The sequence below is a fragment of the Aquincola agrisoli genome, from assembly GCF_036621135.1.
In the GTDB taxonomy this organism is placed as follows: domain Bacteria; phylum Pseudomonadota; class Gammaproteobacteria; order Burkholderiales; family Burkholderiaceae_C; genus Aquincola; species Aquincola agrisoli.
On the sequence record NZ_JAZIBG010000020.1, the window covers coordinates 124922 to 150456 of the forward strand.

Below are 25535 nucleotides of genomic sequence, written 5' to 3' on the forward strand. Positions count from 1 at the left end.
TATGAACACGTTTTTTCAGTTGGTGAACCATCTGTTCCGCCCGGACCAGGGCGCCGCCGCACGCGAGGAGGCCTACTTGGCCGAGTCGGTCGACATCTACGACCTGGAACGCCGCATGCGCGAGCTGGACGACCGCCGGCTGAACCCGCAATGGGGTTCGCTGGTGTCGCACGGCACGGCCTGACCGGCTTCTTCAGCGCGCCAGGAAGGCGCGCACGGGTGCCAGCGAGGCGACAGGGTTCTCTTGCTGCGGAAGGCGGCCGAGTGCCGGCAGCCGCATGAGCGTCACGTTCGGCGGCATGGCGGCCCAGCGGTTGGCCTCGGCGGGTGGTAGTCCGCCGTCAGTTGTGCCCCACATCAGCAGCACTGGCCTGTCCACGCGCCGCAGCAGTGCCGTGAGGTCGGATCCGGGCTGCCCGCTTTCATATCCCAGTTGCAGCAACTGATGGTGCAGCGCGCGGCGATTGCCCTCGCGCAGCAGCAGTTCGAAGCTGCGGTCGACCTGTTCTGCCGTGACCTTTGCGGGGTCTGCGTACTGCGTCGACAGCATCGCGGCGACGGCGTCGCGCGGCAGCAGTGATTCGAGCAGCCAGTGCAGCACCGGCAGCCTGGCGGCGGTGAAGAGTGCAGGCTCCGGCACGGCCCGCCACGGCAGCCCCGTCGGGTCCAGCAGCACCAGCTTGTCCACGCGCTGCGGTGCGATCGCCGCGATGTGCGCCGCGACGTCGCCGCCCCGGCCGTTGCCTGCCAGCTGCACCCGCTGCAGCTTCAGCGCGTCCAGCGCGGCCAGCACGAACTGCGCGGTCGTCTCGAGGCGGTAGTCGCCGTCGCCGCGGGGGCCGGTGAGGCCCGAGCCCGGCAGATCGAGGCTGACGACGCGCCGATCGCGTCGCAGCGCGGCAGCCCATGCTTCCCAGGTATGCAGGCTGCTGCCGAGGCCGTGCAGCAGCACGAGCGGCACCGCGTCGTGCACCGGGCCTTCGTCGCGCAGGTGCACGACCTGCCCGTCGAGCTCGATGAAGTCCGACGGCGGCGGAGCCCAGCGCGCCACCAGCGACTGCACCGGGCGGTCGGGCGCGCGGGACAACGACACCGCCAGCGCGGTCAGCATCAGCAGCAGGCCGGCGATCCTCAGCAGCCGGCCGCTGGCCGCCGAGCGTTCGGCAGCGCCGGCGGTGCGCCTCACGAGCCGGCGGGCGCGGGGGCCAGCGTGGCGTCGAGCAGCTCGCGTTCGTCGAAGACGAAGCAGCCGCCCCGCCAGTGCGGCGCGCCCTGCGTTTCCTCGAAGTACTTCAGGATGCCGCCTTCGAGCTGGTAGACGTGCTCCACGCCGGCGTCCTGCATCGCCAGGGCAGCCTTTTCGCACCGGATGCCGCCGGTGCAGTAGCTCACGACCGTCTTGCCCGCCAGCGCCGCGGCGTTGCGCGCCAGCGCCCGCGGAAAGTCGCTGAAGCGCCGCAGCTGCCAGTCGACCGCGTGTTCGAACGCGCCGGCCTTGACCTCGAACGCATTGCGCGTGTCGAGCATCACCACGGGGCGCCCGTCGTCGTCGTGGCCCTGGCCGAGCCAGCGTGCGAGCGTCGCGGCCGCCACTGCCGGCGCACGGCGTTCCTCCGGTCGGATTGCGGGCTGGTTCATCCGGATGATCTCGCGCTTGACCTTCACCAGCAGCCTGCGGAACGGCAGCTTGTCGCTGAAGCTTTCCTTGTGCGCGAGGTCGGCGAAGCGCGCGTCGGTGCGCAGCAGCGCGAGCCATTCGCGCAGGCCCTCCGGGCCGCCCGCGACGAAGAGGTTGATGCCTTCCTCGGCCAGCAGCACCGTGCCCTTGAGGCCCCGCGCCGCGGCCGCGTCGAAGAGGCGGTCGCGCAGCGCCGGCAGGTCGTCCAGGGTGACGAACTTGTAGGCCGAGACGTTGAGGATGGAGGGGGCGGAAGTCTGCACGGCGGGGATTCTAGGCAGGGTGGCTGCCTACAATCCCGCGATGTCCTTTGTCCATCTTCGCACCCACACTGAGTACTCCGTCGTCGACGGCACGCTGCGCATCGACGAGGCCGCCAAGGGCGCGCGCAAGGATGGCCAGGTGGCGCTCGCGATCACCGATCTGTCCAATCTGTTCGGCGCGGTGAAGTTCTATTCCGCTTGCCGCAAGGCGGGCGTGAAACCGCTGGTGGGCGTCGATGTGTGGATGGAGCCGGAAGGCAGCGACAAGCAGCCCAGCCGGCTGCTGCTGCTGGCCCAGGACGCCGAGGGCTACCTCAACATCAACCAGTTGTTGTCACGCGCGTGGACGGGCAATGCACAACGTGCCCAGGCCTGGATCAAATGGGCCTGGCTGGCCGAACTGCCGGCAGGCCTGATCGCGCTGTCCGGCGCTGACGGCGGCGCCGTCGGGCAGGCCTTGCTGGCCGGCGACGAAGCCCGCGCCACGGCCGTGGCGCGCCGCCTCGGCGGCTGCTTCCCGGGCCGCTTCTACATCGAGCTGCAGCGTGCGGGGCTGCCAACCAACGAGGCCCACGTGCGTGCGGCGGTGCCGCTGGCCGCGGCGCTGCGCCTGCCGGTGGTGGCGACACATCCGGTGCAGTTCGCCACGCCCGACGACTTCGAGGCGCACGAGGCGCGTGTCTGCATCGCCGAAGGCGAGACGCTGGCCAACCCCCGGCGGGTCAAGCGCTTCACACGCGAGCAGTACTTCAAGTCGCAGGCGGAGATGGAGGCCTTGTTCGCCGACATCCCGAGCGCGATCGCCAACACGGTGCACATCGCGCGGCGCTGCAACCTGACGCTGGTGCTCGGCAAGCCGCGGCTGCCCGACTTCCCCACGCCGGGCGGCATCCCGATCGAGCAGCACTTCCGCGCCGCTTCGCTCGAGGGTCTGGAGCTGCGGCTCGCCCAGCTCTACCCCGACGAGGCGCAGCGCGCCAAGGAGCGGCCGCGCTACGTCGAGCGGCTCGACTTCGAGATCGACGTGATCCTGAAGATGGGCTTCCCGGGCTACTTCCTGATCGTGTCCGACTTCATCACCTGGGCCAAGCACAACGGCTGCCCGGTGGGCCCCGGGCGGGGCTCGGGCGCGGGCTCGCTGGTGGCGTACGCGCTGTCGATCACCGACCTCGATCCGCTGCGCTACAACCTGCTGTTCGAGCGCTTCCTGAACCCGGAGCGCGTGTCGATGCCCGACTTCGACATCGACTTCTGCCAGGGCAACCGCGACCGCGTGATCGACTACGTCAAGCAGAAGTACGGGCGCGACGCGGTGAGCCAGATCGCCACCTTCGGGACGATGGCCGCGAAGGCGGCGCTGCGCGACGTGGGCCGGGTGCTGGGCATGGGCTACGGCCATGTCGACTCGATCGCCAAGCTGATCCCCGCGCCGCCGGGCAAGACGGTCACGCTGGCCAAGGTGCCCGAGAACCCCGACGGCGGCGTCATCTACGCCCGCAAGGAAGCGCCCGAGCTGGAGCAGCGCGAGGCCGCCGAAGAAGAGGTGGCCGCGCTGCTCGACCTGGCGGCCCGCGTCGAGGGCATGGTGCGCAACATCGGCATGCACGCGGGCGGCGTACTGATCGCCCCCGGCAAGATCACCGACTTCTGCCCGCTGTACCAGCAGCCGGGCAGCGACTCCGCGGTGAGCCAGTACGACAAGGACGACGTCGAGGCCATCGGCCTGGTCAAGTTCGACTTCCTGGGCCTGGCGACGCTGACGATCCTGGAAACGGCAAAGGAATTCATCGTCGCGCGGCACCCGGACCGCAAGGACTTCGCGTACGAGACCATCCCGCTCGACGATGCGCGCGCCTACAAGCTCTTCGCCGACGGCCTGACCGAGGCGGTGTTCCAGTTCGAATCGCCCGGCATGCAGCGCATGCTGCGCGATGCACGGCCCAGCGTGTTCGAGGACATCATCGCGCTGGTGGCGCTGTACCGGCCGGGGCCGATGGACCTGATCCCGAGCTTCTGCGCGCGCAAGCACGGGCGCGAGGAGGTCGTGTATCCGCATCCGCTGCTGGAGGGCGTGCTCGCCGAGACCTACGGAGTGATGATCTACCAGGAGCAGGTGATGCAGTCGGCCCAGGTGCTGGGCGGCTACTCGCTCGGCGGCGCCGATCTGCTGCGCCGGGCAATGGGCAAGAAGAAGCCCGAGGAGATGGCCAAGCACCGCGAGATCTTCCGCGAAGGTGCCGCCAAGAAGGGCATAGCCGCCGCGACGGCCGACGAAGTCTTCGACCTGATGGAGAAGTTCGCGGGTTATGGCTTCAACAAGAGCCATGCCGCCGCGTACGCACTGCTGGCGTACCACACGGCCTGGCTCAAGGTGCACTACACGGCCGAGTTCTTCGCGGCCAACATGTGCATCGAGACGGACGACACCGACAAGCTGAAGGTGCTGCTCAACGATGCCCGGAACCTCGGCCTCTCGTTCGAGCCGCCCGACGTCAACACGGGCGTGTACCGCTTCATGCCGATCAGCGACAAGGTCGTGCGCTACGGCCTGGGCGCCATCAAGGGCACGGGCCAGGGAGCGATCGAGGCCATCGTCGCGGCGCGTGAGGCGGGCGGGCCGTTCCGCAGCCTGTTCGACTTCTGCGCGCGCGTCGACCGCCAGCGCATCAACAAGCGCGTGGTCGAGGCGCTGATCAAGGCGGGCGCCTTCGACAAGCTGCATGCCGACCGCGCCAGTGCGCTGGCCAGCGTGGGCCTGGCGCTCGAATGGGCCGACACCCAGGCCGCCCATGCCGACCAGGGCGGGCTGTTCGACTTCGGCGACTGCCATGCCGCCAGCACGCAGGAGCCGCCGCTGGTGGCCGCGGAGCCCTGGAGCGTCAAGGAGCGGCTGACGCTCGAGAAGACGGCGATCGGCTTCTACCTCTCCGGCCACATGTTCGACCAGAGCGAGCAGGAGGTGCGCCAGTTCGTGCGCCGCCGCATCGCCGACCTGGCCGACAGCCGCGACCCGCAGGTGGTGGCGGGCATCGTCGGCGACCTGCGCATCGTCAATGGCAACCGCGGGCGCGTCGCGATCTTCAAGCTCGACGACAAGAGCGAGTTCATCGAGGCCGTCGCCGACGAGAAGACGCTCGATGCCCACCGCGACCTGCTGCGCGACGATGAGCTGCTGGTGGTGCAGGGCCGCGTGCAGCCGGACCGCTTCAGCGGCGGCCTGCGGCTCAATGTCCAGCAGCTCTGGGACCTGCCCACCGCACGCTGCCGCTTCGGCCGCTACCTGCATGTGGCGTTCGGCGCGGCGGGGCCCGAGGCGCTGCCGCCGCTGGCGGCGCTGCTGCAGGAGTTCCCGGTGCGCCGCGCCGTCACCGAGGAAGGCGAGCGCCTCGAGGGCCTGCCGGTGCGGCTGGCGCTGCAGCGCGAGCAGGCGGTGGGCGTGGTGGACCTGGGCGACGCGGGGCGCTTCTTCCCGAGCGATGCGGCGCTCGAGCGCTGGACGCGCAGCGTGCCGGGCGGCGCCAGCGTGGTCTATGCGGCTGAAACCACCTGATACGCGGCGCAGGTCGGCGCCATCGCCGGCTGCTGCGTTGTCCTGGCGTGATGGCTTCCCCTGAAAGACCCATGAAAAGACTGCTCACCCGCGCTGCCCTTGCCTTGGGCGCCATGCTCCTTTTGCCGGCGCACGCCGCGGACGTCGGCGTGTCCGTCAGCATCAGCGAGCCAGGGGTCTACGGGCGCGTGGACATCGGCCGCTTCCCCGCGCCGCAGGTCATCGTGGCCCAGCCGGTGATCGTGCGATCGCCGCCGCGCGGGCCGCGGCCGCAGCCGGTCTACATGTGGGTGCCGCCCGGCCACCAGAAGAACTGGGGCAAGCATTGCGCACGCTATGGCGCCTGCGGCGTGCCGGTGTACTTCGTGCGCGACCAGTGGTACCACGACCATGTGTCGCACGACCGCCGCCGCCATGACGACCGCCACCGGGACCGCCACCACGACCGCGACCATGGCCACGACCGGCGCGATCGGGGCGGCGACCACGGCCCCGGCAGGGGCCACGGCAAGGGCCACGACCGCGACTGACCCCCGCGCGGGCGCGCCGCGCAGGCGCCGCTACACTCCGCGCGCATGACAAAGCCGGTCACGGGTCTGGTGCTCACCGGAGGCGGTGCGCGGGCCGCCTACCAGGTGGGCGTGCTGAAGGCGATCTCCCGCATCCGCCGCGAGGCAGGGATACGTGGCGGCAATCCCTTCCCGATCATCACCGGCACGTCCGCGGGAGCGATCAACGCGGCGGCCCTCGCGTGTTACGCGGACCACTTCGACCTGGCCGTACAGGGGCTTGCCGGCATCTGGCAGGACTTCCATGCGGAGCAGGTCTACCGCGCCGACGCGTTCGGCGTCATCCGCACCGGGGCCCGCTGGCTGACCATGCTGACGGCCGGCTGGGCGCTGGCCCGGTGGCGCCGTGCGCGGCCCCGCTCGCTGCTGGACAACGCGCCGCTGTCTGAACTGCTGCAGCGCATGCTGCACCTCGACCGGCTGAAGGACGTGCTGCGGGGCGGCCACCTGCGTGCGGTGGCGGTCACGGCCTCCAGCTACACCAGCGGCAACCACGTCACGTTCTACGACGCGGTGGACGGCTTGTCCCCCTGGACCCGCTCTCAGCGCCTGGCCGTGCGCGACGACATCCGCGTCGAACACCTGCTGGCTTCATCGGCGATCCCCTTCGTCTTCCCGGCCGCGCAGCTCTCGATGCGCGACGGACACGGCCACACCTGGCCCGAATGGTTCGGCGACGGCTCGATGCGGCAGACGGCGCCGATGTCCCCTGCCGTGCACCTCGGTGCCGAGCGCGTCGTCGTGATCGGCGCCGGCCGCATGCAGGAGCCCGAGCTGAGGAGATCGGTCGATACCGCCTATCCCACGCTGGCGCAAGTCGCCGGCCATGCACTGTCCAACATCTTCCTGGATGCGCTGGCCGTCGACGTCGAGCGCCTGCAGCGCATCAACCGCACCTTGGCGCTCCTGCCTGCGGAAGCACGGGTGGCCGCGAGCCTGCGCCCGATCGATGTGCTGTTGATCGCCCCCAGCCAGCGCCTCGATGACCTGGCCGCGCGGCACCTGGGCAGCCTGCCGGTGCCGGTGCGTTCGCTGCTGCGCGGGGTCGGTGTGGGAGGGCAGGGGCCGGCGGCGCATGGCGCGGCGCTGGCCAGCTACCTGCTGTTCGAGTCGCCCTATACGCGCGAGCTGATGGCGCTGGGTGAGGCGGATACGCAGGCGCGCCGCGGGGAGGTCGAGCGCTTCTTCGGTTGGGTGCGTCGAGACGGCGGGCTGCCACACCGTGCGGACACGCTGCCAGCGCCGGCCGTGCCCCAGGCCGTCGGCGGCGACTGACGCGCTGCCGGCGGCGAAGGCCGGCAGGCCTACTTCTTCGCGGCCGTTTCGGGGCTGGTGGCCGGCTTGGCAGGGCGATCGACCTTTTGCTTGTCGGCCTTGTCGGTGGCGGCGGCGCCGGCGTAGGTGGCGCCGTTCACGGTCAGCCCTTCGGCCGACAGCTTGGCCGCCTTGCCCGCGCCGATGCCCTGCACCCGGTCGATCAGGTCGTCCCAGTCCTTGAACGGGCTGGACTTGCGGGCTTCCAGGACCCGGGACGACACGGAGGGGCCGATGCCCTTGATGGTCTCGAGTTCGGCCTGCGTCGCCTTGTTGGCGTCGACGGCGGCCATCGCGGCCGCGGAGGCCAGCGAGAGCAGCGAAGCGAGGAGGAGAGTCAGCAGATGTTTGATCATGGCGATGTCCTGGAGGGTTGGCGAGCCGTGGCGAACATCGGGCTCCCGAGCGTTTTCAGCACATTGGCGGTGCCGAAATATCCCTCCATCGGGTCACCCTGAAGGGGGTGCCGACGGACACGCAGTTGCGTTCACTGATCGATGACAACGCCGCAGGACTTGAAGGTCCGCTCCATGTCGCGCCGCTCGGCCGCGGACTTGAATCGCACCTGGCCCCAACCGAACGCCATCACCTCGGTCGACGGGCCGTACAGCTGCCGGGCGAACAGCAGGGCGGTGGAGCGCACGCCGACGATCGCATCGAACCGTTGCCGGGCCAGCCAGAGTTCGAGCGGTTCGTCCAGCGACAGCACCTCGTCGCCGGGTGCGCAGAGTTCGAGGTTGGGATCCTTCGGATGGCCCTTGTACTGGATGCGCTCGATGCCCTGCTCGCGCAGCCATCCGTGCAGGCGGGCGGACACGGCAGGCAGGTCCTGCGCATCGAGCAGGCCGGCGCCGACGAGCGGCTGGCCCACCACCAGCGCCCTGCGTTCGCGCGGGGCGTCCTCGGCGGGCTGCGCGGCACTCGGCTGCGCCAGGGGCTGGAGCGTCACCACCTTGGCGGACGGGTATTCGTGCGGCATGCCGGGCAGCACGTAGATGCGGTCGCAGAAGGCGGCGTCCGAGCCGATGCGGTCGCCGGAGAAGCCGGTGTACTTGAGCTCCGGTGCGGCGAGGCGACGCAGCCACCGCAGGCGCTGCAGCGCACGCTTGGCCGGCGACAGCGGATAGCGCCGGACGCTGATCAGCCCGTCAGGCAGGATGCGGGCGCGCATCTCGCGGGCGCCCGCAGCGCGCGGCAAGGCGTGCAGGAAGTAGTTGATGGCCTCGGTGTCGAAGACGGCGCTGTGCAGGTGCAGCGTGTCGCAACGGCCCACCAGCGACGCGACGAGGCGGATGTTCTCCCGCAACCGGCGATGGCGGCCGAACCGCCCGGGCAGCGGCGAGAGCCGGGGCCAGGGCATGTAGGCGGTGGCATCCCAGTGTTCGGGGCGCACGATCGGGCCGACGCCCGGCTGGTACCACACCAGGAGCTGGCGCGCACCGGCCTCGTGCGTCTGCGCGATCTGGCGTGCCGCGAGGTACTGCAGCGGCGACGCGACGAAATAGACGGCGACGGTCGACGCCATCAGCCTGCTCCCCGTGCGAGGGCGCACGGCCGGTGTGCTGCCTCCCGCATGGGCCTGCGTTGTTCCACACGCTTCTCCCGTCTGGCTCTTCTGATGGCAGAGAACGGAGGAGCCAGCCGCCTGGTTTACCTGGCGGACCGCAGCTTCTGCAGGTCGTCGACCCGGTAGCTGGCAAGCAGCTGCGCATCGTTGCCGCCGCCCCAGACGTTGCCTTGCGCCAGGCCTTGGGCCTGCGTTCCAGGCAGCTTGTAGAAGAGCCGGCCCCGGGGCCGCACCTGGCGCACGGCGATCCCAGCGCGCAGCGCGACGAGGTTGAGCCAGATGTCGTCGGCGCGCGGGCAGCAGGCGGTGAAGCCGTCGCCGGCTGCGCGCAAGGCGTTCTGGGCCGCCACGGGATACAACACGCCGGCGACGCCCGTCAGGAAGTGCCGATGCGACGGATGGGTCGATGTGCAGCCTCTCCACTCGCGGTAGGGCCTCATCCGGCCCTGTACGTCGAAGGCGATGCGATGGGCGCGGAAGCAGTGGATGACCCCGGGCATGCGGCGCCCCTCGGCCGCCAGCCGTTGCAACCAGTACGCCGGATAGAGCGCGTCGTCGTCGGCCGTCACCAGGGGCAACACCGGATGCGGTTCCGACAGGACTTGCGGGAAGTACTTGGTGTGCGGGCCGACATCCTGGGTGCTGCGCACCTCCAGCCCGCGCGACATCAACCGCTTCAGTGCGTCGGGCAGGCCTGCCTTCGCCAGGCCCTCGTCGATCCACAGCACCAGCCGGGACGGCTTGAGCCGGCCGGCACCGATGCTCTCCAGCACATAGAAGACGTTCTGCAGGCGCGGCCCGTAGGTGGTCAGCGACACCACGGGTCCGCCGGGGGCGATCACGGACTCGTGCGAGCTGCGGTTGCGTTCGGCCAGGCGCTGCATCAGGCAGGGGCGCAGCACCCGCTTGAAGGTGCGGGCGAACCGGGCACGTGCGATTTCGCCGCACGTGCCCCAGAAGGCGGCGGCCGTGGACGGCGGCGCGGGATCCGTCGAATGGTTCATTCCACCCTCATGCCTTTGCACGGTCGGCCAGCACCTCGCGGTACACGGCCAGATTGCCTTCGACCATCGCGTCGACCGAAAAATGCGCCAACACCCATTGCCGCGCCGCGTCGCCGTACTGCCGGCGCAGGCGCGCATCGCCCAGGAGCTTGAGCATCGCCTGCGCCAGGGCGGGCGCGTCCCCGGGTTCGACCAGTTCGCCGTTGAGGCCGGGCTGCACGATCTCCGGGATGCCCCCGGCGCGGGTCGCGACGATGGGGATCCCGCAGGAAGCAGCCTGCAGCAGCGACACCCCGAGCCCTTCCGTCGCGGCAGGGTGCACGACCAGGTCGAGGCTCGGGACCACACGCTCCAGGTCGCTGCGGAAGCCTGCGATCTGCACGTTGGCGCCCAGCCCGCGCTCGGCGATCAGCTGCCGCACGGGCTCGACCTGGGGGCCTTGCCCGAACAGCAGCACCTTCGTCTGCGGTTGCCGTGCCAGCACGGCGGGCAGCGCGTCGATCAGCACGCGGTGCCCCTTGCGCGGGATGAACTGCGCGATGAGCGCGACCGCGAGGTCGCCGGGCAGGAGGCCGAACTGCGCATCGAGCCAGGCGCGGTCGTCGCCGCGGGGCTGGTAGCGCGCCGTATCGACCGCCGAATGCACGCACACCACCTGCGCCGGCGGCACGCCCTCGTCGATCAACACCTCGCGGATGCCGTGCGAGATGGCGACGACCTTGTCGTACAGCGGGTACTTGAGCCCGACGATCCAGCGCCGCTCGCGGTTGTCCACACGGCGGCTGTGCACCACCGGCACCTGCTGTCCGCGCGCTGCGAGCGCGCCCCACACGTCCGTGCCGAAACGGGCGTGCAGGTGCACGACGTCGGGCTCGATGCGGCGGATCAGCTGCCGCAGCCGCCACCAGGTGAACACGTCGACGTCGCCCTTCATCGTGGTCTCGTGCACCGCGGTGATCTGCGGCGCCGCGGCCTGCCCGATCGCCGCGCCGGTGCGGCAGGCCAGGTGGCATTCGACGCCCCGCTGCTCCAGCCCCTGCATCAGCAGCACGGCCTGCAGCGCGCCGCCATAAAGATGGCGGCCGGATTCGACATGCAGCACTTTCATGGCAGGGGATGCAGCAGCCGCTGGGCCTGCTGGAGGACGTGGTCGACGGTGTGGGCGCGCATGCAATCGAAGCGGCCGCCGCAGGTGGGGTTGCGGCGGCAGGGGGAGCAGGGGAGCGGTTCGTAGAGGATGGCGGTGCGTGGCGAATCGGCATCGGCATACGGCCGCGTCGAGCCGAAGAGCGCGATGGTCGGCACGCGGAACGCGCTGCCGGCGTGCGTGAGGCCGGTGTCCACGCCGATCAGCAGGTGGCTGTCGGCGATGAGCGCCACGCTCTCGTCGAGCTTGAGCTGGCCCGCCAGGTCGACGGCCGACGGGGCAGCGGCATGGATGCGCGCGGCGGCCTCCCGGTCCGCCGGTCCGCCCAGCAGCACCGGCGTGCATCCGCCGGCGGCCAGCCGTTCGGCGAGGGCGGCCCAGCGCTCCTCGAACCAGTGCTTCTGCGGCCGTGTGGTGAAGGGGCACAGCACGGCGAACGGGCCGTGCACGCCAAGGGCGGCGAGCTGGGCGCGTGCACGTTGCCGCACCGCTTCGTCGAAGCGCAGGTCGAGGCGGAACGTCTCGTCGGGCGCACCGACGTGGCGGGCGAGGGCGCGGTACTCCGCGCCGATGCGCACATCGGCATCGCGCGGCGGATCCAGCCTTTCGGTGGCCAGCCACTGCGCGCCTTCCCGCGCGCGCAGGCCGATGCGCCGTGGCGCTCCGCTGAGCCACCCCCACAGCCCGCTCTTCAGCAGGCCCTGGGCGTCGAGCGCCAGATCGAAGTGCCGTTCGCGCAGCGCCCGCCGGAAGCGCCGCATCTCCTGCCACAGCGTGCCGAAGCGGCGCTCGCGCCAGAGCTTCTGCCATTGGTGGCGCGGCCAGACGATCACCTCGTCCAGAAGCGGATGCTGCTGGATCAGCGGGGCCGCCGGTGCCTCGGTGAGCCAGGCGATGTGTGCGTCGGGGTAGCGGGTGCGCAGGGCAGGGATCAGGCCCGAGGCCATGATCACGTCACCCAGCGCGGACAGGCGGATGACGAGGATGCGGCGCGCCGCAGCGGCAGGAGCGGCGTGGGTCACGACGATACCGCGGCGCCGAGCAGGTGGCCGATGGCCTGCGCCAGGTCCGGGTGCACGCTGTCGGCCAGCGCGGCGGCACCGGCCGGCAGCGCGTGGCCGGACTCGACCAGCAGCACGCGGCCCACGCCGGCGGCACGGGCCGCCTCGGCGTCGGAGCCCTTGTCGCCCACCATGAAGGAATCGGGCAGCGACAGGCCCAGCTCGTGTGCGGCCCGCAGCAGCAGGCCGGGCCGGGGCTTGCGGCAGTCGCAGTCGATCGAGAGGGCCGCGACGCTGCCGCCCGGGTGGTGGGGGCAGTGGTACACGCCGGCCACCGGCACGCCGAGGCCGGCGAGGTGCCCGCGCATCTGCCGGGTGAGCGCCTGGTAGTCGGCCTCGGTGTACATGCCGCGTGCGATACCGGACTGGTTCGTGATCACCACGATGAGCCAGCCTGCTTCGTGCAGCCGGCGCATCGCCTCGACCGCACCGGGCAGGAACTCGAAGTCCGCCCAGCGGTGCACGTAGCCGTGCTCGGCGTTGATGACGCCGTCGCGATCGAGGAAGGCGGCGCGGCGCGGCGTCACGGCCGTCCTCCGGTGCGTGCCGGCGCGGCGGCAGCCATGCGCTGCACGAGTCGCGTGGTCGAGTAGCCGTCGACGAAGGGCAGCGCCTGCGCCCGCCCGCCCCAGCCGCGCACCAGCGCGGTTTCGGGCAGGCGCTCGATGTCGTAGTCGCCGCCCTTCACGTAGCACTCGGGCCGCACACGTTCGAGCAGAGCGAGCGGCGTGGACTCGTCGAAGAAGGTCACCAGCGCCACCGAGGCCAGGCCGCCGATCACCAGCGCCCGGTCGAGTTCAGCGTTCAAGGGCCGCTCGGGGCCCTTGCCCAGCAGGCGGGTGGAGCGGTCGGTGTTGAGCGCGACGATCAGCGAGGCACCGAGCTGCGATGCCTCGTGCAGGTACTGCACGTGGCCGCGGTGCAGGATGTCGAACACCCCGTTGGTGAACACCCACGGCTTGGGCAGCGCGGCCAGGCGGGCCGGCAGTTCACCGGGCAGGCAGATCTTGTCCGCCGGGGCGATGGGGGGCGTCATCCGAACAGCTCCTCGTGGCTGACGCCTGCCGTGCCGAACTTGCCGACCACGATGCTGCCCGCGCGGTTGGCGTGCGGCACGGCTTCGCGCAGCGGCATGCCGGCGGCGACCAGCGCGGCGAGCGTGGCGATGACGGTGTCGCCCGCGCCGGTGACATCGAAGACCTCGCGCGCCTGGGCCGGCACGTGCAGGGCGCCTTCGGCGTCGAACAGCGTCATGCCTTCGTCGGAACGCGTGAGCAGCAGCCCCTGCAGCCGCAGCCGCTCGCGCAGCGCCTGGGCGCGGGCCTGCAGCGTGGCCTCGTCGGGCCAGCGGCCGATCACCTGCGCCAGCTCGGCGCGGTTGGGAGTGATCACGGTGGCGCCGGCGTAACGGTCGAAGTCGCTGCCCTTCGGATCGACCAGCACCGGCCGGCCGGCGGCACGCGCGACTTCGATCATGCGCGGGATGTGCGCCAGGCCGCCCTTGCCGTAGTCGGAGAAGAGCACCGCATCGTGCCGCTGCACCTCGCGCTCGACGTCGCCGAGCAGCTGCGCCAGTACCTCGTGGCTGGGCTGGCTCTCGAAATCGATGCGCAGCAATTGCTGCGAGCGGCCGATGACGCGCAGCTTCACGATGGTCTGCAGCGCAGGGTCGTGCCCCAGCACGTGCGCGACCTGGCGGTCCTCCAGCAGGCGCTGCAGCCGCTGCGCCGCCTCGTCGGCGCCCACCACGGTGAGCAGCGTCGTGGGCACGCCGAGCATCTGCACGTTGTAGGCGACGTTGGCGGCACCCCCCAGGCGTTCTTCCTCGCGCACGATGCGCACCACCGGGACGGGCGCCTCGGGCGAGATGCGCTCGACGTCGCCGAACCAGTAGCGGTCCAGCATCACGTCGCCGACGACCATGACGCGCCGTTCGGCGAGGACGTCTCGGGTCGGGGCCACGGTGTTCGAAGCCTTCGCCTGCTTCACGCGACGCCCAGGCGTTGCTCGATCAGGCCGCACAGCGTGTGGATCACGAGCGAGTGCGCTTCCTGGATGCGCGCGGTGACGTCGCTGGGCACCACCACCGCGGCATCGCATTCGGCCCGCATCGCGCCGCCGTCGCGGCCCAGGAGCCCGGCCACCGTGGCCCCGGCCCGGCGCGCGGCCGCCGCGGCGCGCAGCACGTTGGCCGACCGGCCCGACGTGGTGATGCCGATGAGGCAGTCGCCAGGGCGGGCCAGCGCCTCCACCTGGCGTGCGAACACCTCGTCGAAGCTGTAGTCGTTGCCGATGCAGGTGAGGGCCGAGCTGTCGGTCGAGAGCGCGATCGCGGCGAGCGGGCGGCGGTCCTTGATGAACCGCCCGGTCAGTTCAGACGCCATGTGCTGCGCATCGGCCGCCGATCCGCCGTTGCCGCACAGCAGCAGCTTGTGGCCGGCCTGCAGCGTGTCGGCCAGCAGGATGCCCATGCGCTGGACATCGGCATCGAGCGCCGACAGGCGGCGTATCACGTCGAGGTGCTGGTCGACGTTGTCGAGAAAGAGGGAGGTCATGAGGGGTGCGGTGAGCTGCGTGCTTGCCTGCGGCCCGAGCCTGCGGTGCAGGTCCGTGGGACTATAGCGGACGGCCCGCAACGGGGCCGGTCCTCACTGGTCGTCCAGGCGCTGCGGCGGGAAGCTGTCCCAGCTGAGGCAGGCCGGGCACTGCCAAAAATAGTGTTGCGCTTCGAAACCGCAGGCGGCGCAGCGGTACCGGTGCAAGGGTTTGGCCGCCTGCTCGATGGCCTGGCGCAGGCCCGCGCGGGCGGCGTCGCCCCAGGGTGCCGGCGGCAGCTGCATCAATGCCGTGGCCGCGGCGATCGACGGGTGGTTGGCCAGGTGCTGTGCCATGCGCTGTACCGCGCTCGCCTCGCTGCCGGGCGGATCGACCAGCGCCAGCGCCTGCAGCAACTCGATGCCGGGGTGGCGTTCGTACAGCCCCTGCAGCGTCGCGCGGGCGGCATCGGCCTGGCCGATGGCCAGCGCGCTGCGCGCCCAGTCGCGCGCGATCAGCCCGAACGCGCTGGGGTGCCGTGCGCGCAGGTCGTTCCACACCTGCACGGCTTCGGCATGGCGGCCGGTGCGCGCCAGGCGCTGGCCGGCCAGCACCAGCGGGCGCGGCGAGGTTGGCGACGCGGCCTGCGCCTTCTGGAGTGCGGCGTCGGCCTCCTCGGCCTGGCCGCGCTCGTCGGCCTCGATCGCCAGTTCGCACCAGTAGTGCGCGATGCGGGGGGCGAACGAGCCGGTGTTGCTGCGTTCGAGCCGGGCGGCGACCTCCGCGGCCGCGCGCCAGTCGCGCGAGCGTTCATGCAGCGACAGCAGCGCCAGCCGGGCCTCGGTGTCGAAGGGGGTGCCCTCCAGCGCCCGGTAGGCTTCTTCGGCGCGATCGAAGAGGCCGGCCTTCATGAAGTCCTGCGCCAGCGCGTGCTGCGCGCGCTCGCGGTCGGCCGACGACAGGTCGCCCCGCTGCAGCAGGTGCTGGTGCACCCGCACGGCGCGCTCGAACTCGCCGCGGCGGCGGAACAGGTTGCCCAGTGCGAAGTGCAGCTCGGTCGTGTCGGGGTCGTTCTGCACCGCCTCGATGAAGGCGTCGATGGCCTTGTCGTGCTGCTCGTTGAGCAGCAGGTTCAGTCCCTTGAAGTAGGCCTTGGGCGAATCCCGCTGCTCGCGCCGCCATTGGCGCAGGTCGAAGCGCGAGGCCATCCATCCCAGCGCGAACACCAGGGGCAGGCCCAGCAGCAGCCACTGCAGATCAAAGTCCATCGCGAGGAGGGTGTTCCGGTATGGCGGTCTCGGCCGGCGGCACCGCGATGGCGGCGGGCGCCGCAGGGGCCGTGGCCACGGGCTCGGGCGCGATGCGGCGCGCCACCCGGCGGTGGCGCCACCAGCTCGGCACCATGGCCAGCACGCCGATCGTGCAGCCTGCGGCGAAGGCCACCAACACGATGATCACCATCGGGGCACGCCACTCCACGCCGAAGAACCAGCGCACGATCGCTTCCTGCTGGTTGTTCAGCGCAAAGGCGAAGAGGGCGAAGAAGACAAAGGCTCGAACGAGCCAGACGAGGATGCGCATGGCGCGCGGATTCTAGCCACGCGCCCGTGCCGTCCTGCGAGGGCGCAGCCGCAAAGAAAAAGCCGACCCGGAGGTCGGCTTTCATGGGGACTTCTGGTGCCGGTGAAGAGAGTCGAACTCCCGACCTTCGCATTACGAATGCGCTGCTCTACCAACTGAGCTACACCGGCGACAGCCCAAGAGTATAGCCTGAAATCAGGCGGATTCGTTGTGATATCGCGTGACGCGCTCGACTTCGTTCTTCGAGCCCAGCACCACGCTCACCCGCTCGTGCAGCTTGCTCGGCTGGAGGTCGAGGATGCGCTGCCGACCGTTGGTCGCGGCGCCGCCGGCCTGCTCGACCAGGAAGGCCATCGGGTTGGCCTCGTACATCAGGCGCAGCTTGCCGGGCTTGTCGGGTTCGCGCTTGTCCCAGGGGTACAGGAACACGCCGCCGCGGCTCAGGATGCGGTGCACGTCGGCCACCATGCTGGCGATCCAGCGCATGTTGAAGTCCTTGCCGCGCTCGCCTTCCGTGCCGGCCAGGCATTCGTCGATGTAGCGCGTCACCGGGGCATCCCAGTGGCGCTTGTTGCTCATGTTGATCGCGAACTCCTTGGTGTCCTCGGGGATCCGGACGTCCTCCGACGTCAGCACCCAGGAGCCCTGCTCGCGGTCGAGCGTGAACATCGCGACGCCGTCGCCCACCGTCAGCACCAGCGTGGTCTGCGGGCCGTAGACGCAGTAGCCCGCGGCCGCCTGGCGCGAGCCGGGCTGCAGGAAGTCGCGCTCGGTCACGGCCTCGTGGTCGCCGAGCTTGCGCAGCACCGAGAAGATGGTGCCGATGCTCACGTTGACGTCGATGTTGCTGGAGCCGTCGAGCGGATCGAACAGCAGCAGGTATTCGCCCTGCGGGTAGCGGTTGGGCACCACGTGGATGGAGTCCATCTCCTCGCTGGCCATGGCCGCGAGCGCGCCGCCCCATTCGTTGGCCTCGATCAGCACCTCGTTGGCGATGATGTCGAGCTTCTTCTGCACCTCGCCCTGCACGTTCTCGCTGCCGGCGCTGCCCAGGACTTCGCCGAGCGCGCCCTTGTTGACGGCGATGGCGATGCGCTTGCAGGTGCGCGCCACGACTTCGATCAGCAGGCGCAGCTGGCCGGGGATGTGGCCGTGCTTGCGTTGCTGTTCGACGAGGTACTGGGTGAGGCTGATGCGTTTTTCCATGATTCAGCTTTCGAGTGCACGCGAAACGACTTCCCGGGTGTCGTCGCTCAGGTTGGGTTTGGCGGCCACGCGCGCGAGCGCTTCGCGGGCAGCACTTTGCCAGGGTTCGGCCAGGCGGCGCCACCGCTCCATCAGGCGCGCCAGGCGCGATGCGAGCTGCGGGTTGGCCGCGTCGATCTCGATCACCAGCTCGGCCCACAGCGCATAGCCCGCCGCATCGCTGCGGTGGAAGGCGGCCGGGTTGTTCATGAAGCTGAAGACCAGGCTGCGTGCGCGGTTCGGGTTCTTCAGCGAGAAGTCCGGGTGCTTCAGCAGCGCCTTGACCCGCGTGAAGACGCGGCCGTCCGCCGTCTCGGGCGCGCCGGCCTGCAGCGCAAACCACTTGTCGATGACCAGCGCCTCGTCCTTGAACAGGGTGTGGAAGCGCTCGAGGGCAGGCGCCGCCAGCTCGGCGTGCGCGTCGACCAGTGCAGCGAGGGCGCCCAGACGGTCGGTCATGTTGGCGGCCTCTTTGAAGCGGCCGTAGGCCTTGCCCGGCCACACGGCGTCGCCCGTGGCCACGGCATGCCGCACCAACATGCCCAGCGCGCGGTTGGCCAGCGCGCGGCGGCCGCTCTGTTCGCTGTCGGGCCGGTAGCCTTCGGTGACCTGGTGGTGCTCGAAGGCCCATGCCCAGTCGTCGTGCAGGCGCTCGGCCAGCTGCGCCTGCAGCGCCTGGTGCACCGCGTGGATGCGCTGCGGATCGGACGTGTCGAGCTGCTCGGCGACGTAGCGCTCGGTGGGCAGCGTCAGCACCAGTTCCTTGAAAGCGGGGTCGAGCGACGGGTCGCGCAGCACCGCGCGCAGGGCATCGACCAGCGCGTCGTCCAGCACCGCGGGCGCCGCACCGGGCACCGCCGCGAGCATGCGCGACAGCGCCAGCCGCTGGCCGGCCTCCCAGCGGTTGAAGGCGTCGCTGTCGTGCCGAAGCAGCGTCAGCAGGTCGGCGTCCGACAGGCCATCGTCCAGCCGCACCGGTGCCGAGAAGCCGCGCAGCAGCGAGGGCACCGGCGGCACGTCGACGTTGACGAAGACGAGTTCGAGCCGTTCGTCGTCGATGACGATCACGCGTTCGGTGCCCGAATGGCCGTATTCGCCCTCGAGCTGCAGCGTCAGCGCCTGGCCTTCGGGCCCCACCAGCCCCATCACCACCGGGATCACGTAGGGCAGCTTCACGGGCTGCTGCGCGCTGGGGCTGCTCCACTGCGACAGCGTGAGCACGTAGCGGCGCTGCTCGGCATCGTAGCGGCCGCGGGCCTCGACGTGCGGCGTGCCGGCCTGCGCATACCAGCGCTTGAAGGTCTCGAGCCGCGTCGACAGCATGCTGCCGGGGTTGGCGTCGGCGATGGCCTGCGCGAAGTCGTCGCAGGTCACGGCGAAGCCGTCGTGGCGCTGGAAGTACAGCGTCATGCCGCGTTCGAAGCCTTCGCGGCCCACCAGCGTCTGCATCATGCGGACGACTTCGGCGCCCTTCTCGTAGACGGTGGCGGTGTAGAAGTTGTTGATCGCCTGGTATTCGTCGGGCCGCACCGGGTGCGCCATCGGGCCGGCGTCTTCCGGGAACTGCACCTGGCGCAGGCCGCGCACGTCGTCGATGCGCTTGACCGCACGGGCGCTCGGGCCGCCGGCCATGTCCATGCTGAATTCCTGGTCGCGAAAGACCGTCAGGCCTTCCTTCAGGCTCAGCTGGAACCAGTCGCGGCAGGTGATGCGGTTGCCGGTCCAGTTGTGGAAGTACTCGTGGCCGACCACGCTCTCGACGCCCATGAAGTCGGTGTCGGTGGCGGTGGCGGGGCTGGCGAGAACGTACTTCGTGTTGAAGATGTTCAGGCCCTTGTTCTCCATCGCGCCCATGTTGAAGTCGCCGACGGCGACGATCATGAAGCGCTCCAGGTCGAGCGGCAGCTTGAAGCGGGCCTCGTCCCAGATGATCGACGCGATCAGCGAGTTCATCGCATGCTCGGTCTTGTCGAGGTCGCCGCGGCGCACGTAGACCTGCAGCAGGTGGTCCCTGCCGCTGCGCGTGCGGATCAGCTGCTCGCGCGCCACCAGGTCGGCGGCCACCAGCGCGAACAGGTAGCTCGGCTTGCGGAACGGATCGTGCCACTTGGCGTAGTGGCGGCCGTTGTCCAGCGGGCCCTGCTCGAGCAGGTTGCCGTTGGACAGCAGCACCGGGTAGCGCTTCTTGTCGGCACGCAGCGTGACGGTGTAGACCGCCATCACGTCGGGCCGGTCGAGGAAGTAGGTGATGCGGCGGAAGCCCTCGGCCTCGCACTGGGTGAACAGGCCGCTGTCGGACGAGAAGAGGCCCGAGAGCTGCGTGTTCTTGTCGGGGCAGCAGGTGTTGCGGATGTCGAGGGTGAAGTTGTCGCCCGGCGGGTTGTCGATCACCAGCAGGCCGGGCTCGTGCCGGAAGCTGACGCTCTCGCCGTTGGCCTGCACACGCAGCAGCGTGATGTCCTCGCCCTGCAGCTTCAGCGGCTGCGGCGGCGTGTCCAGGTTGCGCTCGATCACCAGCCGGCTGGTGACGATGGTCTTGCCGGGATCCAGGTCGAACGTCAGCTCGACGCTGCGGATCCAGTACGCGGGGGCGGTGTAGTCCTGGCGACGGACGGGTGTGGCTGTGCCTTCACGCATGGTGTGGGTGTTCGCTGGCTGGAGCTGGGGAAGCGACGGCTGCGGCCATCGCGGTGGACCGCATCTCGCATGTCGATGCAGCGTGGCGCCGCGGGGTCGGTCGGAGGCTTGAGTTTAGCGGCTGCTCACCTGGCGGCGCGCGGCGCGTCAGGAGTTGCCGGTCCACTCCCGCCGCAGCTCGGCCAGCGGCAGCACGGGGGCCAGGTGCCCGCGCAGCAGTTCGGGCAAGCGCACGCGCAGCCACCGGTAGCGCAGTCCGAAGGCCTCGTGCATCTTCGGCTGGCCGTGGAACTTCACGATGGTGGCGGCGCGCAGCTGCTCCCCGGCCGCGACGGGGTCGCGGCCCAGCAGGCGCACGGCGCTCTTGAAGCTCGCGATCTGGCCCGGCGGGAACAGCGCCACGCGAGACTGCAGGCCGCGCGCCGTCACGACGCCGTGGATGAACTCCTGGTCGCCCATCACGCGCTGCTCGAAGCGCTCGCCGTCGACGAACGCGTCGTAGATGGCGCGCAGGGGCCCCCGCCGGATGCGCATCACGGACGAGTTGTAGCCCGCGTGATTCCAGTCGCTCACGATCACCAGGTCTTCCGGCCGGTCCATGGCGTGGTCCAGCAGCGGCGCCAGGCTGCGCTGGATGACCAGGCTGAGGTCGAGGTACAGGAAGCTGTCGAACTCGACGTAGGCCGGGTTGAACAGGCCGAGCTTGCGTGTCGTCGGGCGCATCCCTTCGCGCTCGAGCTCGGTCCAGCCGCTGCAGTCGCGCGCGATCACGCCCTCCGGCAGCGACCGAGGCCGGTCCGTGTAGCAGTACAGCTGGAAGGGGCGCGGGCAGTGGCGCCCCAGCATGTCGGAGAGGCGCCGCACGTACACGTCGGCATCCCCGTGGGGCATGCCGACTGCCATGCAGATCACCGGCAGCGTGCGCTGCGGCGATGCGGAGGCCGGCCCCACGGTGCTACACGCCCTGCTTCAGGCTGGCCTCGATGAACGGATCGAGGTCGCCGTCGAGCACCTTCTGGGTGTTGCTGATCTCGACGTTGGTGCGCAGGTCCTTGATGCGGCTCTGGTCGAGCACGTAGCTGCGGATCTGGTGGCCCCAGCCGACGTCGGTCTTGCTGTCTTCCAGCTTCTGCTGCTCGGCCATGCGCTTGCGCATCTCGTGCTCGTAGAGGCGCGAGCGCAGCATCTGCCAGGCCTCGTCGCGGTTGCGGTGCTGCGAACGGTCGTTCTGGCACTGCACGACGATGCCCGTCGGGATGTGCGTCAGGCGCACCGCCGAGTCGGTCTTGTTGATGTGCTGCCCGCCCGCGCCGCTGGCGCGGAAGGTGTCGGTGCGCACGTCGGCCGGGTTGATGTCGATCTCGATCGAATCATCCACCTCCGGATAGACGAACAGGCTCGCGAACGAGGTGTGGCGGCCGCCGGCCGAATCGAACGGGCTCTTGCGCACCAGGCGGTGCACGCCGGTCTCGGTGCGCAGCAGGCCGAACGCGTAGTCGCCCTCGACCTTGATGGTGGCCGAGCGGATGCCGGCGACGTCGCCTTCCGTCTCTTCCATCACCTCGGTCTTGAAGCCCTTGCGCTCGCAGTACTTCAGGTACTGGCGCAGCAGCATGCTCGCCCAGTCGCAGGCCTCGGTGCCGCCGGCGCCGGCCTGGATGTCGATGAAGCAGTTGCTCGGGTCGGCCGGGTTGTTGAACATCCGGCGGAACTCGAGCTGCTCGACCGTGCCCTCCAGCTTCTTCGCATCGGCCTCGATGGCGGCCAGGCTGTCGAAGTCGCCTTCTTCCTTGGCCATGTCGTACAGCTCGGTGCTGTCGGCCAGGTTGCTCGTCAGGTGGTTGATGGTCTCGACCACGGTGTCGAGCGAGCGCTTCTCGCGGCCGAGTTCCTGCGCGCGCTTGGGCTCGTTCCAGACGCTCGGGTTCTCCAGCGCGGCGTTGACCTCGTTCAGCCGCAGTGCTTTGCGGTCGTAGTCAAAGATACCCCCGTAGCGCGTCGGTGCGCGCGCTGAGGTCGGCGAGCAGGGCGCCGATCTCGTTGACCTTTTCGTTGTCCATGAGTGCCATCCTTCTTGAAGGGCGCGGATTTTCGCATGGGCCGCTTCAGGCGGCCGCGGCGAGGAAGCGCTCGATGTGGGCCGCGAGCGCCTCGGGCTCGTCGTGGTGCAGCATGTGGCCGCTGGCGGCCAGGCGCTGGCGCTCGACGGGCGCCCGCACGGTCGCCAGGCGCGCCTCGAACTCCTCGCGCCCGTAGCGCTGCCCCCACCATCCGGCCATGTCGGTCAGCGCGCCGTCGATCCACAGCAGCGGCGCCTCGATGCGCTGCCACACGGCCAGCACCTCGTCGGCCTGGTAGAGCTGCGGTGCGACACCCTTGTGGCCGGGCTCGGCGCGCAGGTGCCAGCGGCCGTCGCCGCGGCGCTCCGACCACTGCAGGGCCAGCCACGCCGCCTTGTCCGCCGCCAGCCGCGGGTTGTTCTTCATCAGCCGCCGGCTCACGCCGTCGACGCTGTCGTAGCTGCCGAGGGCCGGCGGCTCGCGCAGCTGGTCGAGCCACTGCGCGTAGCGCGCGGGCGCATCCTGCGGCCGGCTGCGCGGCATGCCGAAGCCTTCGAGGTTGACCAGCCGCCGCAGGCGCTGCGGCCGCACGCCGGCGTACAGCATGGCGACGTTGCCGCCCATGCTGTGGCCGAGCAGGTCGATCGTGCGGCCGGGCAGCAGCGTGTCGAGCAGCACGTCCAGGTCGCCGAGGTAGTCGGCGAACCAATAGGTGTCGGCCGGGGCCTGCGTGCGACCGAAGCCGCGCCAGTCGAGCGCCACGACGTACCGGTGCTGCGGCAGGGCATCGACGACGAACTGGAAGGAGGCGCCGACATCCATCCAGCCGTGCAGCATCACGAGCGGCGGCTGCGCGGGATCGATGTCGTCGCCCCAGCAGGTGACGTGGTACTGCAGGCCCCGTACGGGCACGAAGCGGCTGCGGCCCGGCCGGCGCGGCACGTAGGCGAAAGGCAGGTGGGGGGCTGTCATGGCGTTCACTGTAGACGCGGCGCCGGCCGCCGCGGGAAATCGCCCAGCCGGGCGCACAGCCCGCACTGACAGAATCGGCCGCATGCCCGAACGCTCCCCTCCAGAACCGCCCACCCTGCGCGCAGCCGAGCCGCACGACGTGCCCGCCATCGTCGGCCTGATCCGCGAGCTGGCCGAGTTCGAGCGCCTCACGCACCTGCTGAAGGTCACGCCCGAGACGCTGCATCCGCACCTCTTCGGCCCGCGGCCGGTGGCCGAGTGCCTGGTCGGCGAAGCCGGCGGCCGCGTGGTGGCCTTCGCGCTCTTCTTCACCAACTTCTCGACCTTCCTCGCGCAGCCCGGCCTCTACCTCGAGGACCTGTACGTGCAGCCCGCACACCGCGGCAGCGGCCTCGGCAGGGCGCTGCTGGCGCAGCTTGGCCGCATCGCGGTGGCGCGGGGCTACGGCCGCTTCGAATGGAGCGTGCTCGACTGGAACGAGAACGCCATCCGCTTCTACCAGCGCATGGGGGCGACGGTGCTGCCCGACTGGCGCATCTGCCGCGTCACCGGCGATGCGCTGCAAGCCTTCGCCACCGGCCTGCCGCCGGCCTCCACGCCATGACGACGACCGACCGCCACGACGCGATCCACCGCGAGTTCCGCTGGCACGTGCCCGCCCGTTTCAACCTGGCGGAGGTCTGCTGCGCCCGCTGGGCACGCGACACCCCCGATGCCATCGCCATCCTGCACGAGCGCGACAGCGGCGAGCGCAGCGCCTACACCTATGCCCGCCTGCAGGCCGATGCGCACCGGCTGTCGAACGTGTTGGCCGGCCTGGGCGTGGCCCGCGGCGACCGCGTGGCCATCGTGATGCCCCAGCGCTTCGAGACCGCGGTGGCGCACATGGCGATCTACCAGCTCGGCGCGGTGGCGATGCCGCTGTCGATGCTGTTCGGCCCCGAGGCGCTGGCATACCGGCTGCAGGACAGCGAGGCCTGCGTCGCGATCGCCGACGAGAGCGGCATCGAGGCCTTGCGCAGCGCCCGGCCCGCGTGCCCCGCGCTGCGCCACGTGCTGGCCGTCGGCAGCGCGCAGGTGCAGGGCGATCTCGGCTGGCGTGCCGCGCTGGCCGGGGCGCGCGATCGCTTCGACCCCGTGGACACGCGGGCGGATGACGCGGCGATCCTCATCTACACCAGCGGCACCACCGGCCCGCCGAAAGGCGCGCTGCTGCCGCACCGGGCGCTGATCGGCAACCTGCCGGGCTTCGTCTGCAGCCACAACGGCTTCATCGCGCCGGACGCCGAAGGCACGGTGTTCTGGAGCCCGGCCGACTGGGCCTGGACGGGCGGGCTGGTCGACGCGCTGCTGCCCACGCTCTACTTCGGGCGGCCGCTCGTGGGCTACCAGGGGCGCTTCGACCCCGATACGGCCTTTGCCCTCATGGCGCGCTACGGCGTCACGCACACGTTCCTGTTCCCCACCGCGCTCAAGGCGATGATGAAGGCCGTGCCCGCGCCGCGGGAGCGCCATCCGGGCCTGCGGCTGCAGTCGGTGATGGCTGCCGGGGAGCCGGTGGGCGACGCGGTGTTCGCCTACTGCCGCGATGCGCTGGGCGTGCCGATGAACGAGATGTTCGGCCAGACCGAGATGAACTACATCGTCGGCAACTGCGCGCACCTCCCTCGGCCCGACGGCAGCCTCGGGCCCGGCTGGCCCGCCCGCCCGGGCAGCATGGGCCGGGCCTACCCCGGCCACCGCATCGCGGTGATCGACGCCGAGGGGCGCGAGTGCCCGGCGGGCACGCCGGGCGACGTGGCGCTGCACCGCCGGGACGTGCACGGCGACCTCGACCCGGTCTTCTTCCTCGGGTACTGGCGCAACGACGCCGCGACGGCGGCCAAGTTCGCTGGCGACCCGGACGACGCCTGGTGCCGGACCGGCGACACCGCGGTGATGGATGCCGACGGCTACCTCTGGTACCAGGGGCGCAGCGACGACGTGTTCAAGGCCGCCGGCTACCGCATCGGGCCGAGCGAGATCGAGAACTGCCTCGTCAAGCACGAGGCCGTGCTGAATGCCGCCGTCGTGCCCAAGCCCGACCCCGAGCGCGGCGCGGTGGTCAAGGCGTACGTGGTGCTGGCGCCGGGCTTCGAGGGCGACGATGCGCTGGTCGCCCGGCTGCAGGCCCACGTGCGCGGCCGCCTCGCGCCCTACGAGTACCCGAAGGAGATCGAGTTCGTCGATGCCTTGCCGATGACCACCACCGGCAAGGTGCAGCGGCGCGTGCTGCGGCTGCAGGAGGAGGCCCGCGCGCAGCAGGCCGCCCCGCGTCCGCCGGAATAGGAGCCTGCCGGCACGGTGTTTCGC

Annotated in this window: 24 protein-coding genes and 1 tRNA gene; 6 read left to right on the forward strand and 19 right to left on the reverse strand. The window is 70.6% G+C overall.

The window, feature by feature from the left end:
- Position 1: 1 nt before the first annotated feature.
- The gene (locus V4F39_RS08510) at positions 2-184 is read left to right on the forward strand and encodes a DUF3563 family protein (RefSeq protein WP_332288890.1); all 183 of its coding nucleotides are present in this window, start codon (positions 2-4) and stop codon (positions 182-184) included.
- Between the two features lie 9 nt (positions 185-193).
- Here the strand turns inward: V4F39_RS08510 and V4F39_RS08515 are convergent, their stop codons facing one another.
- Entirely contained in the window at positions 194-1186 is a 993-nt protein-coding gene (locus V4F39_RS08515) for an alpha/beta fold hydrolase (protein ID WP_332288891.1), read from the reverse strand.
- On the reverse strand, positions 1183-1941 hold the full coding sequence (locus V4F39_RS08520; RefSeq protein WP_332288892.1) for a sulfurtransferase: 759 nt from the start codon (positions 1939-1941) through the stop codon (positions 1183-1185). Before V4F39_RS08520 ends, V4F39_RS08515 begins: the two co-directional genes overlap by 4 nt.
- A gap of 40 nt (positions 1942-1981) precedes the next feature.
- On the opposite strand from V4F39_RS08520, the gene dnaE reads away from it, so the two are divergent.
- The 3 genes from dnaE (at position 1982) to V4F39_RS08535 (ending at position 7335) form a co-directional block, all read left to right on the forward strand.
- Positions 1982-5491, forward strand: coding sequence for a DNA polymerase III subunit alpha (gene dnaE, locus V4F39_RS08525; protein WP_332288893.1), 3510 nt, complete (start codon positions 1982-1984; stop codon positions 5489-5491).
- Between the two features lie 113 nt (positions 5492-5604).
- Positions 5605-6021: a hypothetical protein gene (locus tag V4F39_RS08530; RefSeq protein ID WP_332288894.1), complete on the forward strand. Its 417-nt coding sequence runs from the start codon at positions 5605-5607 to the stop codon at positions 6019-6021.
- A gap of 45 nt (positions 6022-6066) precedes the next feature.
- On the forward strand, positions 6067-7335 hold the full coding sequence (locus tag V4F39_RS08535; RefSeq protein WP_332288895.1) for a patatin-like phospholipase family protein: 1269 nt from the start codon (positions 6067-6069) through the stop codon (positions 7333-7335).
- A gap of 29 nt (positions 7336-7364) precedes the next feature.
- Here the strand turns inward: V4F39_RS08535 and V4F39_RS08540 are convergent, their stop codons facing one another.
- The 17 genes from V4F39_RS08540 to V4F39_RS08620 form a co-directional block, all read right to left on the reverse strand.
- Positions 7365-7730, reverse strand: a complete 366-nt coding sequence (locus V4F39_RS08540) for a ComEA family DNA-binding protein (RefSeq protein ID WP_332288896.1) — start codon at positions 7728-7730, stop codon at positions 7365-7367.
- Between the two features lie 131 nt (positions 7731-7861).
- Positions 7862-8899, reverse strand: a complete 1038-nt coding sequence (locus tag V4F39_RS08545) for a polysialyltransferase family glycosyltransferase (protein WP_332288897.1) — start codon at positions 8897-8899, stop codon at positions 7862-7864.
- A 125-nt stretch (positions 8900-9024) separates the two neighbouring features.
- A complete protein-coding gene (locus V4F39_RS08550; RefSeq protein WP_332288898.1) occupies positions 9025-9945 on the reverse strand; it encodes a hypothetical protein in 921 nt (306 codons plus the stop codon).
- A 7-nt stretch (positions 9946-9952) separates the two neighbouring features.
- Complete coding sequence (locus V4F39_RS08555) at positions 9953-11053, reverse strand: glycosyltransferase (protein ID WP_332288899.1); 1101 nt, start codon at positions 11051-11053, stop codon at positions 9953-9955.
- The gene (gene waaF / locus V4F39_RS08560) at positions 11050-12114 is read right to left on the reverse strand and encodes a lipopolysaccharide heptosyltransferase II (RefSeq protein ID WP_332288900.1); all 1065 of its coding nucleotides are present in this window, start codon (positions 12112-12114) and stop codon (positions 11050-11052) included. The genes V4F39_RS08555 and waaF overlap by 4 nt, the downstream gene beginning before the upstream one ends.
- Positions 12111-12680, reverse strand: a complete 570-nt coding sequence (gene gmhB, locus V4F39_RS08565; protein ID WP_332288901.1) for a D-glycero-beta-D-manno-heptose 1,7-bisphosphate 7-phosphatase — start codon at positions 12678-12680, stop codon at positions 12111-12113. Before gmhB ends, waaF begins: the two co-directional genes overlap by 4 nt.
- A complete protein-coding gene (locus tag V4F39_RS08570) occupies positions 12677-13189 on the reverse strand; it encodes an adenylyltransferase/cytidyltransferase family protein (RefSeq protein ID WP_332288902.1) in 513 nt (170 codons plus the stop codon). Before V4F39_RS08570 ends, gmhB begins: the two co-directional genes overlap by 4 nt.
- Entirely contained in the window at positions 13186-14115 is a 930-nt protein-coding gene (gene rfaE1, locus V4F39_RS08575; RefSeq protein WP_332288903.1) for a D-glycero-beta-D-manno-heptose-7-phosphate kinase, read from the reverse strand. The genes V4F39_RS08570 and rfaE1 overlap by 4 nt, the downstream gene beginning before the upstream one ends.
- Positions 14116-14138: 23 nt before the next feature.
- Positions 14139-14708: a D-sedoheptulose-7-phosphate isomerase gene (locus V4F39_RS08580; RefSeq protein ID WP_332288904.1), complete on the reverse strand. Its 570-nt coding sequence runs from the start codon at positions 14706-14708 to the stop codon at positions 14139-14141.
- Between the two features lie 93 nt (positions 14709-14801).
- The gene (lapB, locus tag V4F39_RS08585) at positions 14802-15956 is read right to left on the reverse strand and encodes a lipopolysaccharide assembly protein LapB (protein ID WP_332288905.1); all 1155 of its coding nucleotides are present in this window, start codon (positions 15954-15956) and stop codon (positions 14802-14804) included.
- The gene (locus V4F39_RS08590; protein WP_332288906.1) at positions 15946-16269 is read right to left on the reverse strand and encodes a LapA family protein; all 324 of its coding nucleotides are present in this window, start codon (positions 16267-16269) and stop codon (positions 15946-15948) included. The genes lapB and V4F39_RS08590 overlap by 11 nt, the downstream gene beginning before the upstream one ends.
- Before the next feature lie 94 nt (positions 16270-16363).
- Positions 16364-16439: transfer RNA gene (locus V4F39_RS08595), tRNA-Thr, on the reverse strand.
- Positions 16440-16464: 25 nt separating this feature from the next.
- Positions 16465-17475: a class 1 fructose-bisphosphatase gene (locus V4F39_RS08600; RefSeq protein WP_332288907.1), complete on the reverse strand. Its 1011-nt coding sequence runs from the start codon at positions 17473-17475 to the stop codon at positions 16465-16467.
- Between the two features lie 3 nt (positions 17476-17478).
- Positions 17479-20151, reverse strand: coding sequence for an aminopeptidase N (gene pepN, locus V4F39_RS08605; RefSeq protein WP_332288908.1), 2673 nt, complete (start codon positions 20149-20151; stop codon positions 17479-17481).
- A gap of 147 nt (positions 20152-20298) precedes the next feature.
- Entirely contained in the window at positions 20299-21042 is a 744-nt protein-coding gene (locus V4F39_RS08610; protein WP_332288909.1) for a hypothetical protein, read from the reverse strand.
- 64 nt (positions 21043-21106) lie between these two features.
- A protein-coding gene (gene prfB / locus V4F39_RS08615; protein ID WP_332288910.1) for a peptide chain release factor 2 occupies positions 21107-22211 on the reverse strand; the annotation gives its coding sequence in 2 pieces (ribosomal slippage) (positions 21107-22129 and positions 22131-22211; 1104 coding nt in all).
- A gap of 45 nt (positions 22212-22256) precedes the next feature.
- Complete coding sequence (locus V4F39_RS08620) at positions 22257-23183, reverse strand: alpha/beta fold hydrolase (protein ID WP_332288911.1); 927 nt, start codon at positions 23181-23183, stop codon at positions 22257-22259.
- An 82-nt stretch (positions 23184-23265) separates the two neighbouring features.
- Here V4F39_RS08620 and V4F39_RS08625 point away from each other — a divergent pair, with 82 nt between their 5' ends.
- On the forward strand, positions 23266-23787 hold the full coding sequence (locus V4F39_RS08625) for a GNAT family N-acetyltransferase (protein WP_332288912.1): 522 nt from the start codon (positions 23266-23268) through the stop codon (positions 23785-23787).
- Positions 23784-25511 carry an acetate--CoA ligase gene (locus V4F39_RS08630; RefSeq protein WP_332288913.1) on the forward strand — a complete coding sequence of 576 codons (1728 nt, stop codon included), beginning with the start codon at positions 23784-23786 and terminating at the stop codon, positions 25509-25511. Before V4F39_RS08625 ends, V4F39_RS08630 begins: the two co-directional genes overlap by 4 nt.
- The last annotated feature ends 24 nt before the right edge of the window (positions 25512-25535 follow it).

Excerpts from the sequence above, each read along its gene's own strand:
- V4F39_RS08550 (WP_332288898.1), bottom strand. The coding sequence starts at position 9,945 with ATGAACCATTCGACGGATCCCGCGCCGCCGTCCACGGCCGCCGCCTTC.
- V4F39_RS08570 (WP_332288902.1), bottom strand. The coding sequence starts at position 13,189 with ATGACGCCCCCCATCGCCCCGGCGGACAAGATCTGCCTGCCCGGTGAA.
- V4F39_RS08540 (WP_332288896.1), bottom strand. The coding sequence starts at position 7,730 with ATGATCAAACATCTGCTGACTCTCCTCCTCGCTTCGCTGCTCTCGCTG.
- pepN (WP_332288908.1), bottom strand. The coding sequence starts at position 20,151 with ATGCGTGAAGGCACAGCCACACCCGTCCGTCGCCAGGACTACACCGCC.
- dnaE (WP_332288893.1), top strand. The coding sequence starts at position 1,982 with ATGTCCTTTGTCCATCTTCGCACCCACACTGAGTACTCCGTCGTCGAC.
- V4F39_RS08610 (WP_332288909.1), bottom strand. The coding sequence starts at position 21,042 with ATGCCCCACGGGGATGCCGACGTGTACGTGCGGCGCCTCTCCGACATG.
- V4F39_RS08590 (WP_332288906.1), bottom strand. The coding sequence starts at position 16,269 with ATGCGCATCCTCGTCTGGCTCGTTCGAGCCTTTGTCTTCTTCGCCCTC.
- V4F39_RS08510 (WP_332288890.1), top strand. The coding sequence starts at position 2 with ATGAACACGTTTTTTCAGTTGGTGAACCATCTGTTCCGCCCGGACCAG.
- lapB (WP_332288905.1), bottom strand. The coding sequence starts at position 15,956 with ATGGACTTTGATCTGCAGTGGCTGCTGCTGGGCCTGCCCCTGGTGTTC.
- V4F39_RS08530 (WP_332288894.1), top strand. The coding sequence starts at position 5,605 with ATGCTCCTTTTGCCGGCGCACGCCGCGGACGTCGGCGTGTCCGTCAGC.
- V4F39_RS08555 (WP_332288899.1), bottom strand. The coding sequence starts at position 11,053 with ATGAAAGTGCTGCATGTCGAATCCGGCCGCCATCTTTATGGCGGCGCG.
- V4F39_RS08600 (WP_332288907.1), bottom strand. The coding sequence starts at position 17,475 with ATGGAAAAACGCATCAGCCTCACCCAGTACCTCGTCGAACAGCAACGC.
- V4F39_RS08630 (WP_332288913.1), top strand. The coding sequence starts at position 23,784 with ATGACGACGACCGACCGCCACGACGCGATCCACCGCGAGTTCCGCTGG.
- V4F39_RS08535 (WP_332288895.1), top strand. The coding sequence starts at position 6,067 with ATGACAAAGCCGGTCACGGGTCTGGTGCTCACCGGAGGCGGTGCGCGG.
- V4F39_RS08625 (WP_332288912.1), top strand. The coding sequence starts at position 23,266 with ATGCCCGAACGCTCCCCTCCAGAACCGCCCACCCTGCGCGCAGCCGAG.
- V4F39_RS08545 (WP_332288897.1), bottom strand. The coding sequence starts at position 8,899 with ATGGCGTCGACCGTCGCCGTCTATTTCGTCGCGTCGCCGCTGCAGTAC.
- V4F39_RS08620 (WP_332288911.1), bottom strand. The coding sequence starts at position 23,183 with ATGACAGCCCCCCACCTGCCTTTCGCCTACGTGCCGCGCCGGCCGGGC.
- V4F39_RS08580 (WP_332288904.1), bottom strand. The coding sequence starts at position 14,708 with ATGACCTCCCTCTTTCTCGACAACGTCGACCAGCACCTCGACGTGATA.